Raw genomic sequence first — 17,587 nt, 5'->3', positions numbered from 1 at the left:
TTTTATTTCCACGGGCTTATATATCGCGATTTTTATGTAAATTTGCAATTAGAACAACGTTCAAATGCAACGACATTGATGGAACGAGGAAAAGGAACAGAAAGGGAGAGGAAATTACGGATGATCGGACGATATGAAGGGCAGAGTTCATTTGTCATATCATTATGAGCCATATAGGTACCGATTAAAACGTAATTTCCTGGCTATCAATAGGGTTATGGTAGTGCATCGTAAGTAATTATCCAATATAAGAATGCTCATCTTCAATAATTATAGAAAAGAATACTAGACTCCTTGAATATGCGCTTGCCAAACCTAATATTTGTACGTTGGATGAAGATAGTAAATTAACATTCATAGATAAATAAAAAGCAATTACAAGAAAGTGTATACACGATGTAAATACGGTATAAGACAAGATGAAGAAACACATCCGGAAATACCTGTACCTTGAATATTTCACCTATGCTATATTCTTCAATTCTTCATTGACTATTCCATGGATTCATAGTAATATTTCCGTTTTTGATAGTTAAAATAGCACATTTTTCTATTATTTGCTCAAATAACTTAAAGAATTCATCCGCTATAAATGTTTTTTCAGTAACTTTGCTTCCATTAAACATAGTGATGATTTCTTTGCAATTCTTTAATATCTAATGCCATAAAGTAGCAATTAATCTAGCTATTCTTCAAATCAGAAATGATAGATATTTCGTTGGACTCACATTAAAATATTTAAAACTAAAATCTACATTATCATGAAGAAAAAATTATTGATGACGGTTATTGTCTCTATTGCAGTATTCTCTGCTTGTAACAATAGCGATGAGAAGTTTACGCCTGCTTGCAATGGAGAGGAAGTTAGTTTCTTTGTAAACAGTAATCCAATTACACGTACAGTGGTAAGCACTTCAGACGGTTCTACCCAATTCAAAGATGGCGATTTGCTTGGTATCTACGCTACTGGTGGCGCAACAGCTACTAACGTTAAGTATAACGTAAATGCTACCGATGGAGGCAGTCTTACCGTTGCAAATCAAGGAAATGAGATTACATGGACAGATGCAACAGCTATTGGTAATTTTTATGCTTATTACCCTTATGCCGAATCAAATGCTGATGGTACTGTGGCATTTACAGTTACCAATCAAACTTCACAAACCGATTTTGAAGCTAATGATTTCTTGTATGCCAAGTCTAGTGCTACAGGTACAGCTGTAAAATTTACCTTTAATCATGGACTTTCTTTGGTAAAGGTGGTACTAGTAGGTGACGCATTGTCTGATGCTACTAGTATTACTGTTAAAGCACAGCCAACAATAACATGGACACACACTACTAATAAGTTCGCTACAAGTGGTGAAGCTCTCTCTATTAAAATGTGGAAAGTTTCAGAATCGTCACAAGAATATTGGGCTGTAGTTCCCGCACAAACATTTACTTCGGGTAGTGAAATGTTCAAAATAGCTGTAGGTTCAACCGTTTATAGGTATAAACCTGCAGAAGATAAGACTCTTACACAAGGCGGTAGTACTAAGTTTACCCTGTCTATTGATGCAGAGAAAAAGGTCGTGGCAGTCTCTACTGATGTAACTACAAGTGGATGGAATACTGATGTCGACCAAACCGGTAAGTTAGAGAAAGACCCTATAGTACCTGTGGAATTGATTTCGTCTGCACAAGGAACTTTCTCAACTTCTACAACCCTAACTGCTCAAAAAGAGAAGCAGACTTGTGTAGAAGGTTGGAATACAGTTATTACACAGGCAAGTTTTAAAGATAACGCGATAATTGCTTTCGATAATACGGAATCGGCTATGTCATTAGTTCGTAAAGATGGTGCATGGCATAATGGTACACTTTATTATTGTACACAAGAAAATGCAGCTAAAGCAGGAAAATATACCTTAAAGTTTAAGGTGAAAGCCAGTATGGCAAGTAAACTTCAACTAGGGGTAATACCTTGCATGGGCGAGAAATTGTGGTTTTACGAAAACGGAACAACTAATACTATCAAGCATATTGCTGCAACAACCGAATGGGCTGAGAAAACATTCACTTTTGATTTGAATAAAATAAAAGAAGAAAAAAGTGATCGTGCTGCAACTGCAAATGACTTGAAGAAGGTGCTTGTGTACTTTGTACCGGATATTTACAGTACGACTAAGTTCTTTATTAAAGACGTGACCTTTATTGAAAATGTAAACTAATACAACGTGAGTCCAACGAACATAATATGTATATGATTATTTCAAGATCAGATTATTAGAGAGTTTGGCAGCCCTAATCTCAATGATAGAATGGGTAGATACCCTTGCCTTGATTAAATAATGTAAAATCGTCGAATTCATATAACCTATACACTAGCTCTGAAAAAATGAATATTTAGGTATGCAAGAACACAATGCCGAAATATTAATATTGATTAGTTTTGGAGGGTTCATTATTTTGTTGTAATTTTGCACATTGAACATTTTTATTTAAACCAAACATCGTGGCTGAGACAAAATACATCTTCGTAACCGGCGGAGTGGTATCATCATTAGGCAAAGGTATCATCTCTGCATCTATTGGTAAACTTCTACAAGCAAGGGGATATAACATCACAATTCAAAAGTTCGACCCGTACATTAACATCGACCCGGGGACGCTAAACCCTTACGAACATGGCGAATGCTATGTCACAGTGGATGGTATGGAGACAGATTTGGACTTGGGACATTACGAGCGTTATACCGGCATTCAAACCACTAAGGCCAACTCTCTTACTACAGGTAGAATCTACAAAGCTGTCATCGACAAAGAACGTCGTGGTGATTATTTAGGCAAGACCATTCAGGTTGTGCCCCACATCACCGACGAAATCAAGCGCAATGTGAAGATGCTTGGCCAAAAATACCATTACGATTTCGTCATTACAGAGATTGGTGGTACTATCGGCGACATCGAAAGTGCTCCATATATGGAAGCCATCAGACAGCTCAAATGGGAACTTGGTAAGAATGCTATCAACGTACACTTGACGTACGTCCCCTATTTAAAGGCGGCTGGAGAATTGAAGACGAAACCTACCCAGCACTCAGTAAAAGAACTACAGAGCATTGGTATTCAACCCGACATATTGGTTTTACGAACCGAGAAACACCTCGGAGAAGGCATTTTAAAGAAAGTTGCAAGCTTCTGTAACGTAGATTTCGACTGCGTTATTCAGAGTGAAGATCTGCCAAGTATCTACGAAGTACCTGTCAATATGCAGAACCAAGGACTCGATGCAGCCATCCTTCGCAAAATAGGCGAGCCTGTCGGTGAGAAACCTACGCTCGGTCCGTGGAAAGAATTCCTTGAAAGAAGGAACAAAGCTACCGAAGAAGTACACATCGGCCTGATTGGTAAATACGACTTGCAAGACGCTTATAAGAGCATACGCGAAAGCCTTTCTCAAGCAGGTACGTACAACGACCGCAAGACCGTGCTCACTTTTATCAACTCAGAGAAGATAACCGAAGAGAATATCAGCGAACTCTTGGAAGGTCAAGATGGTATCATGGTATGTCCGGGATTTGGTCAACGTGGTATCGAAGGAAAAATTATCGCTGCTCACTATGCTCGCATCCACGACATTCCTACATTTGGCATCTGCCTAGGTATGCAAATGATGGTGATTGAGTTTGCTCGCAATGTATTGGGATATAGCGATGCTAACAGCCGTGAAATGGACGAGAAGACCGAGCATAACGTTATCGACATCATGGAAGAGCAGAAAAATATCACCAATATGGGTGGTACTATGCGTCTTGGTGCATACGATTGTAAACTGCGACAAAACTCTCGTGTCTTCGATATTTACAAACAAGAGCATATTCAGGAACGCCATCGCCACCGCTATGAATTCAACAACGACTATCTGACCGAGTACGAAAAGGCCGGCATGATGTGTGTTGGAAAGAATCCGGAAAGCGACTTGGTAGAGATAGTAGAAATTCCAGGACTGAAATGGTACATCGGTACGCAGTTCCATCCGGAATATCAATCGACCGTTTTAAAGCCACATCCACTCTTTGTAGACTTCATTAAAACGGCTAGCGAAAGCAAGAAACACTAAACATTTCATACGATAGCCAAGTCCCATTGTTATTTTACGAGACTTGGCTATCATTATCTAACAAACAATAATGGATCGCAATAACGTAATTGGGCTTGTATTAATTGGTCTCGTACTGATAGGTTTCAGTTGGTGGAGCCAGCCCTCTAAAGAAGAACAGAGAGCTGCATTTGTACAAGACTCCATCGCAAAAGCAAAACAAGAGGAAGCAAAGAAGGCTGCCGAATTTAAGTCTAAAGCCCAACAGACTGCCGAGAAACAAGCAGCACTGACCGATACCACAGTTCTTTTCCACGAATCATTGGTGGGTGAAGCACACACTGTCATCCTCAAAAACAAGAAACTAGAACTATCGTTCAATACGAAGGGAGCCACCGTAACCAAAGCTGTTATCAAGAATTTCTCAGATCGTAATGGTAACAAAGACGTGACTATCTTCGATGGGAAAGACCAAAGTTTGAATTATACATTGGCGGCCAAACAGACCAATATTGCTACGCAAGACTTGTATTTCCAGCCAAGTCAGGTAACAGATTCTACTGTTACATTCACCGCTAGTGCCAATAGTGGTCAGGCTATTACTATCAATTATACACTTGGCAAAGATTATCTGCTACGCATGCAGATGCGTGTGAGTGGCATGGCAGGCCTATTTGCCCCAAACACATCAACTATGGATGTGACTTGGGAAGACATGTGCCGCCAGCAAGAACGCGGTTTCACATTCGAGAATCGCTACGCTACCCTCACCTATCACAAAGTAGATGGAGGCACAGATTACTTGAATGAAACCCAAGAAAAGATTGATGAGAGTATCGAAGACAAAACAGATTGGGTGGCATTTAAGAATCAATTCTTCTCAGCCGTAATGATTGCGAAGAATGATTTTGCAGCAAATTCACTGATGACAAGTATCCCCCAAGAGAAAGAAAGCGGATATTTGAAGCAGTATAGAGCTAAATTGAAGACTTTCTTCGACCCCAAAGGCAATCAAGCATCGGAGTTTGAGTTCTATTACGGCCCCAATGATTTCAGGCTATTACAAAAGGTTGAAAAAGAAAGTACCTTTGGTAAGGATCTTCAACTACAACGCTTGGTTTACTTAGGCTGGCCACTCTTCCGCATCATCAACCGCTGGTTTACCCTCTATGTATTCGATTTCCTGACCGGACTCAATATCAATATGGGTATCGTATTGATACTGATAACCCTCTTGCTAAAGGTTATTACCTACCCGATGGTGAAGAAAAGCTACATGAGTTCAGCCAAAATGCGTGTGTTGAAACCGAAATTGGACGAGGCAACCAAGCAATATGACAAGCCGGAAGACCAAATGCAAAAGCAACAAGCCATGATGGCTGAGTACTCTAAGTATGGGGTAAGCCCACTATCAGGCTGTCTTCCTATGCTGATACAGATGCCTATCTGGATTGCAATGTTCAACTTTGTGCCGAACGCTATCCAATTACGAGGTGAGAATTTCTTATGGATTAAAGATTTAAGTACCTACGATCCCATCTTCGAATGGAACAATAATCTTTGGTTGATAGGCGATCACTTGAGCTTAACCTGTATTCTTTTCTGCATAGCCAACGTCCTTTACTCTTGGATGACAATGCGTCAACAGCGCGATCAGATGGTAGGTCAGCAGGCTGAACAGATGAAGATGATGCAATACATGATGTATCTGATGCCTCTATTCTTCTTCTTTATGTTCAACGACTATAGTGCCGGACTGAATTTCTACTACTTCGTCAGCCTCTTCTTCAGTGCTGCTATCATGTGGGCATTGCGAAAAACGACCAACGACGAGAAACTTCTTCAACTCTTGGAAACACGTTATAAGGAGAACCAAGCGAATCCTCAGAAGAAAATGGGAGGCTTAGCTGCCAGACTCCAAGCCTTGCAAGAGATGCAACAGAAGCAACAAGAAGAAACCAGACGTAAGCAAGAAGAACTCAATAGAAAGAAAAAAGGATTATAAATAACACAGAAGCCACTAACTCGAATTCGGAAAAAGAAGAAAGTTAGTGGCTCTTTTAGCATTATAACAACAAATATGAACAGAATAGTGGGACTAGCAATGGCAACAATGCTCACTGTATCAACACAGAGCCAAGCCCAAGAACAGAGTATCATAGGGCCACATCACATCACTCTACAATCCGACTTGATGACTCCGGAAGCACTTTGGGCCATGGGCAGAATGGGTGGTTCACAGGTTTCTCCGAATGGAAAACAAATAGTATATCAAGTATCTTATTACAGTGTAAAAGAGAATAAGAGTCATACAATACTCTATCTTGCAGACATAAATGGCAAGAACAAGAAACAACTTACACTTGATAACAAGAGCGAAAGCGATGCTACATGGATTGAAAACGGCCAAAGAATAGCCTTCTTAAGAGCCGGTCAGATATGGAGTATGAAGGCAGATGGAAGCGAACGCAAGCAATTATCACACTCAGTTATAGACATTGAGGGCTTCCGTTTTAGCCCCGATGGCAAGAAAGTGGTGCTCATCAAATCGATTCCTTACTACGGAACCATCAAAAAGAATCCTGATGATTTACCCAAAGCTACAGGTAGATTGGTCACCGATATGAACTATCGCCACTGGGATCATTACGTAGAAAGCATTGCTCATCCATTCCTTGCAGAGGTATCAGAGGCCGGTATCAACAATGGAACAGACATCATGGAGGGCGAACCTTACGAAAGTCCGGTTGCTCCTTTTGGTGGAATAGAGCAAATAGCATGGAGTCCTGACTCTAAAATCATTGCCTATACTTCTCGAAAAAAAGAGGGAATACAATACGCAATCTCCACAGATACCGACATATATCTTTACGATATAGAGACTAAGCAGACCAAAAACATCTGCAAACCAGTCGGTTATGTCGAGCCAAAGATTGATGCTACCAAGACGATGAAGACTCAAGCGGTGAATCATCAAGATGCAGATATGAATGTAGGCTACGATGTCAACCCAAAATTCTCGCCCAATGGCAAATACATTGCATGGCAAAGTATGGAGCACAACGGCTATGAGAGCGATCGCAACCGCCTATGCGTATACAACTTGGCAACCGGAAAAAAGAAATACGTAACGGAGAGTTTCGACTCCAATGTAGACGATTACTGCTGGAATAACGACTCAAAAACACTTTATTTCCTCGGTATTTGGCATGCCACAGAAATGATATATCAGACTAACCTAGAGGGAAAAGTGATACAACTTACCGACGGTTGGTTTGACTATGGAAGCATACAACTAGCCAACAACGGTAATATGCTCTTAGCAAGCAGACACTCTCATCAGAATGGCGACGAACTTTTCTTGGTGAAACCGGGCAAAGAGAAGAAAGCAATTGTTAGTCAAATAACTTTTGAAAATAAGCATATATACGACCAATTGGCACTCGGCAAGACAGAACAGCGCTGGGTGAAGACCACCGATGGCAAAGATATGCTCGTTTGGGTAGTACTTCCGCCACACTTCGATGCCACAAAGAAGTACCCCACTCTATTATTCTGTGAGGGTGGACCACAAAGTCCGGTAAGCCAATTTTGGAGCTATCGTTGGAATTTCCAAATCATGGCAGCCAACGGGTACATTGTTATTGCCCCCAACAGACGCGGACTTCCGGGCTTTGGAAGCAAATGGAACGAGGACATCAGTGGCGATTGGACCGGTCAATGTATGAACGATTACTTCAGTGCCATTGACGATGCTACCACCAACTTACCTTATGTTGACAAAGACAGATTGGGATGCGTAGGAGCCAGCTTCGGTGGTTTCTCGGTATTCTATTTGGCCGGTCACCACGACAAACGATTCAAAGCGTTCATCGCACACGACGGTGCTTTCAACCTCGAAAGCATGTATACCGATACCGAGGAAGCATGGTTCTCTAATTGGGAATACGAGAGTGCGCCTTGGAACAAGGATATTACAGCCAATGGCAAGAAGACTTATGACAACAGTCCTCACAAGTTTGTCGACAAATGGGATACTCCCATCCTCGTCATTCACGGTGAAAAAGATTATCGAATCAATGCTAATCAAGGTATGGGAGCATTTAATGCAGCCCGTATGCGCGGCATCCCGGCCGAACTTCTCATCTTCCCCGATGAAAACCACTGGGTATTGAAGCCACAAAACGGTATTCTCTGGCAGCGTACCTTCTTCAGTTGGTTGGATAAATGGTTGAAAAAATAATAATACATATCAATAAAAATGGTCGAAAAAATACAAAAGAAATTGAGTGACAGTGCCAGTGCTAGATGGACAGCCTTGTTCATCGTAGCCTTCACAATGATGATGGGATACTTCATCACCGACGTTATGTCACCGCTAGAAGTACTACTTACCAAGCCAGCATCGGCTGGTGGACTTGGTTGGAGTTCCGATGATTACGGATTCTTTGCCGGCTCTTACGGTCTCATCAACGTCTTCCTGCTCATGTTATTCTTCGGGGGTATCATCCTCGACAAGATGGGAATCAGATTTGCCGGAATCTTATCATGCGTACTCATGGTTGCCGGTGTATTCATCAAATACTACGGAATCACTGGAGATTTCGGCGATACCAAATTCACACTCGATTTTGTCAACTTCTCATTACCGATGTCGGCGGCTATCGCTTCACTCGGTTTTGCCATCTTCGGAGTTGGCTGTGAAATCTGCGGAATCACCGTTTCTAAGATTATGACGAAATGGTTTGCCGGTCACGAGTTGGCATTAGCCATGGGATTACAGGTGGCATTGGCTCGTCTAGGAACTGCGGCTGCTATGATGGGAAGCCTCCCTATTGCCAAGGCTTTTGGCAATTCTATTGGCGCTCCCATTCTCTTAGGCGCAGCACTCTTAATCATTGGTCTGCTGGCATTCTTGGTTTACAACGTCATGGACAAGAAACTAGATGCATCGACAGCTGCATATAATGCAGAAAACACTGTAGAGAGCGAAGACGAATCATTCCATTTCAGCGATTTGAAACTTATCTTTACCAATCCCGGCTTTTGGTGTATTACCATCTTATGCCTCCTTTTCTATAGCGGTGTGTTCCCCTTCTTGAAGTTTGCTACCAAGCTAATGGTTGCCAACTATGCCGTAAAAGAGGAATGGGCCGGTATCATTCCCGGCTTGATTCCATTTGGAACCATCTTCCTTACTCCCCTATTCGGTTCTATATATGATAAGGTAGGCAAAGGTGCCACACTGATGTTGATCGGTAGTACTATGCTAACAGGCGTACATCTCATCTTTGCTACCCACATCATGCCATACGGTTGGTTTGCCGTTATCATCATGATTATTCTAGGTATTGCCTTCTCTTTGGTACCATCTGCCATGTGGCCAAGCGTCCCAAAGATTATTCCTTTGAAGTATTTGGGAAGTGCTTACGCCGTTATATTCTACATCCAGAATATAGGATTGTCCTTGGTTCCAATGTGGATAGGAAGAGTTAACGGAAGCGACCCAAGCTATACCACCTCCATGAGTATCTTCACCGGCTTCGGTATCGCTGCCATTATTACATCGTTGGTGCTCATTGCCATCGATAAAAAGAAAGGATATGGCCTACAAAAAGCCAATATAAAGAAGTAAGATAACAATATTATAAAACAATCCCTTTCATGGAATGGAACAAAGCCATCTGTGAAGGGGATTTTTTATTATTCTTTATTTACTCATAAAACTTCACTTCTCACTCGAACTTCATCCACTCGTCATCCTGTGCACTTATCTACGACTCCACTGCAAGGCCGTAGCAAGATTGCTGCAAGGCTGAGTCAGCGAAACTGCAGAGACTAAACAGCAATGTTGCCATGCCTCTGCAGTAAATCCAATAAAAAGTATAGATATCCTAAAAGCGACATGGTAAGATGGTGATATAGCATGATTAGGAACATCAATACATAACAAAAGCAGTGCAACCCAAACAAGTTGCACCGCTTGTCTATATTTCTAAATGCTGCTTAGCACACTTTTTCAAGCTTCTTCATAATCGCAAGCATGAAGATAAATGCCAACAGGCAGAGCACAATAAGCAATCCCCAAACCACATACAGAGGCGCATCGCCCCACAATAAGGCAGGAATACTGGTAAGATAGTTACCAATAGCGGTAGCCACAAACCATCCTCCCATCATCATACCTTTGTACTTTGGAGGAGCAACCTTGCTGACAAAAGAGATTCCCATGGGTGAAAGCAGAAGTTCACCGAATGTCAATACCAAATAGGTAGAGATGAGCCAATTGGATGATACCAATGTTTCGGGTGTAGCACCGTTAGCAGCTTGCATCGCCGGAGAAGGAAGACCGACAGAACCAACCGTCATAATCATGAAACCAATAGCAGCTACCAACATACCGTATGCTATCTTACGAGGAGCAGATGGCTCCTTACCTACGCGACCTAGCCAACCAAATAGTGCCATACTTACAGGTGTCAAAGCAACCACAAAGAATGGATTGAACTGCTGGAAGATAGGAGCATCAATCTCTGTTGAACCTGATATATGAGCATATTTCCATGCCAAACCGGCAGCAGCTAAAGCAACTATAGCACCGGCAATGCCTTTTCCACGACTTGTTTTAGATTGGAAGAGACCAAATAAGCCATACACCATCACGATAGCCAATACCAAATTAAATACGTCGAAGAACATACTTTCAACACCGGTAGTGCTCTTCACGGTGAATTCATCGGCAAAAAGGGTTAACGTAAGACCATTCTGATGGAAAGCCATCCAGAAGAATACAACGACTGCAAACACCAAGATAAGAGCCGTAATACGGTCTTTGGTTTCCTTGGGTGACAACTCTACAACCTCATCCTTAGCCTCAGAAGTACGTACTGTACCATTTCCTTCTACATGTTTAAAAGTGCTTCTGAATCCATAATAGATAAGGATAGAAACTATCAATGAGATACATGCCACTCCAAAAGCAAAATGATAACTATCATTGACACCTACACCGAGATTGTTCTGAGCCCACTTCATGATACCAACGGCAGCAGAAGGAGCAAAGAGCGCACCAATATTGATGGCCATATAGAAGATAGAAAAAGCCGAATCGCGCTGAGATGAATAGCGAGGGTCATCATATAGGTTACCCACCATTACTTGCAGATTTCCCTTAAACAATCCGGTACCAGCCGAAATCATCAACAATGCGGCTGCCATACCGATAATTGCAATGACATTTGCGCCTAGTGGCATAGCTAAAACCACGTATCCGGCAAACATAATCATCACACCTATCTTCACCATTCGGCCATAACCGAACTTATCGGCAAGGATACCACCAATGAAAGGAAGAAAATAAACTAATGCGAGGAAGGCTGCATAGATAGAACCGGCCGTTCCTGCTGAGAAGCCAAAGTTGGCTTTCAAGAAGAGTACAAAGGTAGCTAGCATGGTGTAATAACCGAATCTTTCGCCGGTATTAGCCAATGCTAAAGCATAAAGTCCTTTAGGTTGGTTTTCAAACATAAGTCATTAAGAATTTAAGTGATTATTTTTTATTTTTGTTTTTCTTGGTTTTAACTATATCAAACCAGTAAGTCATCTTTACCACAACATTACTTAGATTAGATTTAGCAAAGTAATCTTTCTTTGAAGCACCGTATAAATTGCCCAGTCCAAAATAATATCTGGCCTCCAACGCAAAGTGTCCTACGGCAGGAATACTATATTCCAAACCTGCGCCCGCAGCAATTCCATAGTCGAAACTATGCTCCACGGCCATCGTATCTTGCGCTACTACTGAGCTAACACGGTCTTTGGTATTCCTTGAAGCGAAGTCGAAGTTCTTCTGAGTACGCTCACTAAGCAGCCAACCAAACTGTGGTCCCAAGTTAATAAAGAACTGTGCGCCTCGCGTTTCGCGCCCCCATGCCAAATGGGCAAACACAGGTACCTGCACATAAGAGAGTGTTCGGCTGTATTCTTCGGCTACTCCAGTGGTGGCATTTATCACCGGTTTATCGTTTACATCCAAAATATCTTCTTTCCAACCTACCTGAGAATAGTTCACTTCTGCCACAATAGAACAAATCGTACTAAAGTATTTTTCACTTTTATAACGGATAGATAAACCACCAGTCATACCTCCCAGCCACTTCTGATTCACTTTGGGAGTAAAGCCTACTTGACTCATCACGTAGCCCCCATTGACTCCAACAGAAAGGTCATTACGGTACTCTCCCACCTGAGCGTGGGCAAAAGATGCCGTCAAGAGCATTGCACCTACAAATACAAAACGGATATAACGGTTCTTCATATCAATAGTTGATGCTCTCAATAGTTTGATTACCAGTATAATGAATCAATTGGAAACAGTCATTCATATAACCTCCATTGCCCACCTTATTGAAATACAAAGGAGTCTGCATAGCCTTATATACATTCTGGGATTTACTTCCTATAAAGGATTTTCCATATCTCCACAGACCTCGAACAAAATAAGAAGCATGGTCATAACCTGTCAATGCGAAGCGAGGCAACGCATTCTGCATACTCGCATGGAACCATCGCGTATAATTATTTATAGCCTCTTTCGTTTGACTATCAACAGGATTATAATAGAATGTGGTAGGAATGTAAGTGTCATATTTATAAAATGACGGCAGATAATAGTCCACATACATCAACCATTCCGTGTATCCAAACATAGAAACTCGTACCTGTGGATAACTGACAGACAAACCATCAAGTTTGGCAAGTGCCACTCTCAACTCCGGCGAACGACCAGTATTCAGAATAACAACATTGGGCTCTGTACGACTAAACGCCTTGGCAAACATCTCTTCACTCGATTTCAAGTTCGTAATATTATACTTGATACCGCGTTGATCCAACTGTTTACGTAACCCGAATGTGAATATTCCCTTGCGACTAGTGGTATCATTGCAATCGATAAAGACAGCATGATGGTGCGGAAATCGCTCCAAAAATGCTTTGATAGCAGCATCATTCTGCTTCGTCGGGCTCTGATAGATTTGATAGATCTGCTTATATGCCTCCACGTCATTGCCACTAATAGAGAACGGAACGACCAATTTAATATCGTTACGTGTACAGAATTCGGCCAACGATTTGAGCTGTTTCGTGTACAGAGGACCGAATATCAAATCGCATTTCTTGGCATTATCATCTAACAATACTGTTCTTACATCAGCATCAATAGCTACATTCCAACTATGGATAGAGGTGGAAATACCCTCCTTCTTCAGCTTATCACATGCCATCAAGACACCACGATAATACTCAACCATGCGTCTACCATCACCGTCAACATCGTGTAAAGGCAGCATCACACCAATATTCACGGTGCGCCCAACAGCTTGTTTCACAGTAGATTTAGCCTGCGTTACCGGCTGAGTAGGTTTGGCGGTTGCCGCTTCCGGAGCAGAATAAGGAATAAATATATAATCTCCTTTCTTGAGAGAGTAGCCTTCTACCTTCATTTCGGGATTGGCATTCATTAGTTCTGGAATTGATATTCCATATTGTCTAGCTATTCCAAAAAGGGTATCTTTCTTCTTTACTTTATACATATCGCGCCACTTTGTGGTCTGTCCGACAGCTGATAAAGCCAAGAATAAGAATAATATGAATGACGCATAGCGAGTCAAATACTTCATGATTGGTGCTTTTATTTATTACAATTGCAAAAATACAAAAAAACTCTCATCCCCATATGACATCTCTCATCTTTTTAGTAACTTTGCACAATTACAAACAATGAGAATAGGGATATTACATACTTCTATCATAACAGCAATGCTTTCGATTTCTCCGATTGCTGTATATGCAGATGTTACGCCTACGATAAGCCCTACCGTCAACGTCACTACGACAGACGGAACGACTGATGAAGGCATAACAACTTATTCAGGTTCTGCCCCTGTTACATGTGCATTCAAAGCCAATGTACTCAATCAGACGGGATGGGATGCCCACTATGAATGGCATTTCTATACTGAGGGAAATGCCAAGACGCCGTATCTTATTAGATATGAGGAAAATACCAGCTATACGTTTAAGGAATCAGGATCGCATTACGTACAGCTTTATGCCACCTTTACGAAAGGGGGTGAGTCTATCACATGGCAAAGTGAGGACACCAATCCCATCACGATAACCATCTCGGAAAGTAAGCTTGAAATGCCCAATGCGTTCTCCCCCAATGATGACGGAGTCAACAACATCTATAAAGCCAAAAAAGGTTATCAGAGCATTGTGGAGTTTAAAGCCTACATTTTCAACAGATGGGGACAGAAACTCTATGAATGGAATGACCCGGCAGGAGGCTGGGATGGGACTTTTCGCGGACAAAACGTCAAGGAAGGAGTGTATTTTGTCTTGGTTAAAGCGAAAGGGGCAGATGGCCGTACTTTCAATATTAGAAAAGATGTAAACCTGTTAAGAGGATATAGCAACGCACATGAATAGGAATGAAGACCAAATAAACATTTGGGGAGCACGCGTACATAATCTGAAAAATATAGATGTTACCATTCCGCGTAACTCATTAACGGTCATCACCGGACTTAGTGGCTCGGGTAAATCGTCATTGGCTTTCGACACAATCTTTGCCGAAGGACAACGTCGATACATCGAGACTTTCTCAGCATACGCACGCAATTTCTTAGGAAACATGGAACGTCCGGACGTTGATAAGATTACAGGTTTGAGTCCGGTTATCAGTATTGAGCAGAAGACAACCAATAAAAATCCACGCTCAACGGTTGGTACGACCACCGAAATCTACGACTACTTACGTCTGCTATACGCCAGAGCTGGCATAGCCTATAGCTATATGACGGGCGAAAAGATGGTGAGATACACCGAAGAAAAGGTGCTAGAGATGATTCTCAACACCTATGATGGCAAGAAAATCTACATTCTTGCCCCACTTGTAAGAAACCGAAAAGGACATTATCGTGAACTTTTTGAAAGCATGCGGCGCAAAGGTTACCTCTATATACGGGTAGATGGGGAAGTTATGGACCTCAAACCCGGCATGAAGACCGACCGCTATAAGAACCACAACATAGAAGTCGTGATAGACAAACTGGCCGTACAATCCAAGGATGATCAGCGATTGAAGAAGACAGTTCAGGTGGCCATGCGAGAAGGTGAAGGCCTCATCATGATACTGGATAAGGAGAGTAACGAGGGCAAATATTACTCCAAGCGATTGATGTGTCCCACTTCGGGAATCTCATATAAGGATCCTGCGCCCAATATCTTCTCATTCAATTCTCCCGAAGGTGCCTGTCCACACTGCAAAGGATTGGGCTATGTAAATCAAATAGACTTGAAGAAGGTCATTCCAAACGACAAATTGAGCATCCATGATGGAGCCATTTTGCCACTTGGCAAATACAAGAACCAAATGATTTTCTGGCAAGTTGGCGCCATTCTTGATAAATACGACTGCACGCTGAAGACTCCGTTCAAAGATATTCCACAAGAAGCTGTAGACGAGATTTTATACGGAAGTCTTGAGAAAGTGAAAATTAGCAAAGAACTTGTACACACAAGTTCCGACTATTTCATTGATTTTGACGGTATCATCAAGTACTTACAAAACGTTATAGAGAATGATGATACGTCGGCAGGACAAAAGTGGGCCGACCAATTCTTGGCCGAAACCGAATGTCCGGAATGTCATGGACAACGACTAAACCGTGAAGCTCTCTCTTATAAAATATGGGATAAGAACATCGCAACAGTTGCCAACTTTGACTTACTGGAGCTGAAGGAATGGCTCGACCAAGTGGAAGAGCACATGGACGATACCCAAAAGAAGATTGGAACAGAGATTATCAAGGAAATTAAAACACGTGTCAACTTCCTCTTAGAGGTAGGACTTGACTATTTATCTCTAAACCGCCAATCGGCAAGTCTGTCGGGTGGAGAGAGCCAACGCATCCGATTGGCCACACAAATTGGCTCCCAATTGGTAAACGTACTATATATTCTCGACGAGCCAAGCATCGGTTTACACCAACGAGACAACGAGCGTCTCATTCGTTCATTAAAGGAATTACGCGACCTCGGAAACACGGTTATCGTGGTGGAACATGACAAAGATATGATGTTGGCAGCCGATTACATCGTCGACATCGGCCCCAAAGCCGGACGAAAAGGTGGTGAAGTGGTATTCCAAGGTACTCCTCAAGAGATGCTCAAGACACATACCATAACCGCCGATTACCTCAATGGCGACCGAGAAATTGCCATTCCGGCCAAGCGTCGTAAAGGAAACGGCAAAACACTACGCCTGCTTGGCGCATCGGGCAACAACTTAAAAGATGTTGATATAGATTTCCCGCTAGGCAAACTCATCGTGGTAACAGGCGTTTCGGGGTCGGGTAAATCCACCTTAATCAATGAAACACTGCAACCAATCCTATCTCATCACTTCTATCGGTCATTGAAAAAGCCGATGCCCTATCACTCTATCGAGGGCATAGACCATATAGATAAGGTGGTGAATGTAGATCAAAGCCCCATCGGAAGGACTCCTCGTAGCAACCCAGCCACCTATACGGGCGTGTTCAGCGAGATAAGAAAGCTCTTCGTCAACCTGCCCGAAGCTAAGATACGTGGCTATAAGCCCGGTAGATTCTCATTCAATGTGAAGGGTGGAAGGTGCGAAACATGCGGTGGAAACGGCTATAAAACCATCGAAATGAATTTCTTACCCGATGTGATGGTGCCTTGCGAGGTATGCCACGGCAAAAGATACAACCGCGAAACGTTGGAAGTAAGATTCAAAGGAAAGAGTATTGCCGATGTCCTCGATATGACTATCAATCAGGCAGTAGAGTTCTTTGAGAACGTGCCAAGCATCCTGCCAAAGATTAAGAGCCTGCAGGATGTAGGCTTGGGATATATCAAACTGGGGCAGAGTTCCACTACCCTATCGGGCGGTGAAAGCCAACGAGTGAAGCTGGCAACGGAATTAGCCAAGAAAGATACAGGCAAAACGCTCTATATTCTTGACGAACCTACTACCGGACTACACTTTGAAGACATCAACATCTTGATGGATGTACTTCAAAAACTCGTCGATCGTGGCAATACAGTCATCATCATCGAACACAATCTAGATGTCATTAAACTAGCTGACTACATCATCGATATGGGACCGGAAGGTGGTCGTGGCGGAGGAAAAGTACTGTGTACCGGTACACCGGAAGAAGTAGTAAAAGAGAATAAAGGCTACACCGTAAAGTTTCTCAAAGAGGAATTGAAAGACTAGAAACAGACCACAACACCTCAAGTATGGCACATCTGTGCTCACCCAAACACCATGTTTAGCATGGCTTAGAATAGTCTTGAGTTGCTGCAAGAACATAACAGCAATGCTGACTCAGCAGTTCAGTAAAACAGCAAAGGCTCCGCAGCAATGCTGCGGAGCCTTTGCAATAATATAATAAAACCACTAATGGT

10 protein-coding genes are annotated in these 17,587 nt (G+C 42.3%); 7 read left to right on the top strand and 3 right to left on the bottom strand.

The window, feature by feature from the left end; genetic code table 11:
- Positions 1 to 761 precede the first annotated feature (761 nt).
- From HMPREF3034_RS08105 to HMPREF3034_RS08085, 5 genes are all read left to right on the top strand, one after another.
- A complete protein-coding gene (locus HMPREF3034_RS08105; protein WP_036900641.1) occupies positions 762 to 2,213 on the top strand; it encodes a fimbrillin family protein in 1,452 nt (483 codons plus the stop codon).
- Positions 2,214 to 2,497: 284 nt separating this feature from the next.
- The gene (locus HMPREF3034_RS08100) at positions 2,498 to 4,105 is read left to right on the top strand and encodes a CTP synthase (protein ID WP_036900644.1); all 1,608 of its coding nucleotides are present in this window, start codon (positions 2,498 to 2,500) and stop codon (positions 4,103 to 4,105) included.
- Between the two features lie 70 nt (positions 4,106 to 4,175).
- Complete coding sequence (gene yidC / locus HMPREF3034_RS08095; protein WP_036900646.1) at positions 4,176 to 6,089, top strand: membrane protein insertase YidC; 1,914 nt, start codon at positions 4,176 to 4,178, stop codon at positions 6,087 to 6,089.
- A 75-nt stretch (positions 6,090 to 6,164) separates the two neighbouring features.
- A complete protein-coding gene (locus tag HMPREF3034_RS08090; protein ID WP_036900648.1) occupies positions 6,165 to 8,327 on the top strand; it encodes a dipeptidyl-peptidase Dpp5 in 2,163 nt (720 codons plus the stop codon).
- 18 nt (positions 8,328 to 8,345) lie between these two features.
- Positions 8,346 to 9,719: an MFS transporter gene (locus HMPREF3034_RS08085; RefSeq protein WP_062434672.1), complete on the top strand. Its 1,374-nt coding sequence runs from the start codon at positions 8,346 to 8,348 to the stop codon at positions 9,717 to 9,719.
- Between the two features lie 371 nt (positions 9,720 to 10,090).
- On the opposite strand, the gene HMPREF3034_RS08080 is transcribed toward HMPREF3034_RS08085, so the two are convergent.
- From HMPREF3034_RS08080 to HMPREF3034_RS08070, 3 genes are read right to left on the bottom strand one after another with little or no spacing between them, the layout of a single operon-like run.
- Positions 10,091 to 11,611, bottom strand: coding sequence for a peptide MFS transporter (locus HMPREF3034_RS08080; RefSeq protein ID WP_062434669.1), 1,521 nt, complete (start codon positions 11,609 to 11,611; stop codon positions 10,091 to 10,093).
- Between the two features lie 22 nt (positions 11,612 to 11,633).
- A complete protein-coding gene (locus HMPREF3034_RS08075) occupies positions 11,634 to 12,362 on the bottom strand; it encodes a porin family protein (RefSeq protein WP_062434678.1) in 729 nt (242 codons plus the stop codon).
- A 40-nt stretch (positions 12,363 to 12,402) separates the two neighbouring features.
- Positions 12,403 to 13,764 (bottom strand): amino acid ABC transporter substrate-binding protein, encoded by a 1,362-nt coding sequence (locus tag HMPREF3034_RS08070; RefSeq protein ID WP_036900752.1) that lies wholly within the window; start codon positions 13,762 to 13,764, stop codon positions 12,403 to 12,405.
- A 100-nt stretch (positions 13,765 to 13,864) separates the two neighbouring features.
- Between HMPREF3034_RS08070 and HMPREF3034_RS08065 the strand changes: the two genes are divergently transcribed.
- Positions 13,865 to 14,575, top strand: a complete 711-nt coding sequence (locus tag HMPREF3034_RS08065) for a T9SS type B sorting domain-containing protein (protein ID WP_062434666.1) — start codon at positions 13,865 to 13,867, stop codon at positions 14,573 to 14,575.
- On the top strand, positions 14,568 to 17,396 hold the full coding sequence (gene uvrA / locus HMPREF3034_RS08060; RefSeq protein WP_062434663.1) for an excinuclease ABC subunit UvrA: 2,829 nt from the start codon (positions 14,568 to 14,570) through the stop codon (positions 17,394 to 17,396). Before HMPREF3034_RS08065 ends, uvrA begins: the two co-directional genes overlap by 8 nt.
- Positions 17,397 to 17,587 lie beyond the last annotated feature (191 nt).

The sequence above is a fragment of the Prevotella sp. DNF00663 genome, from assembly GCF_001553265.1.
Taxonomy (GTDB): Bacteria; Bacteroidota; Bacteroidia; order Bacteroidales; family Bacteroidaceae; genus Prevotella.
Note: the sequence above shows the minus strand (reverse complement) of the source record. Positions and strands in the feature narration are given on the sequence as shown.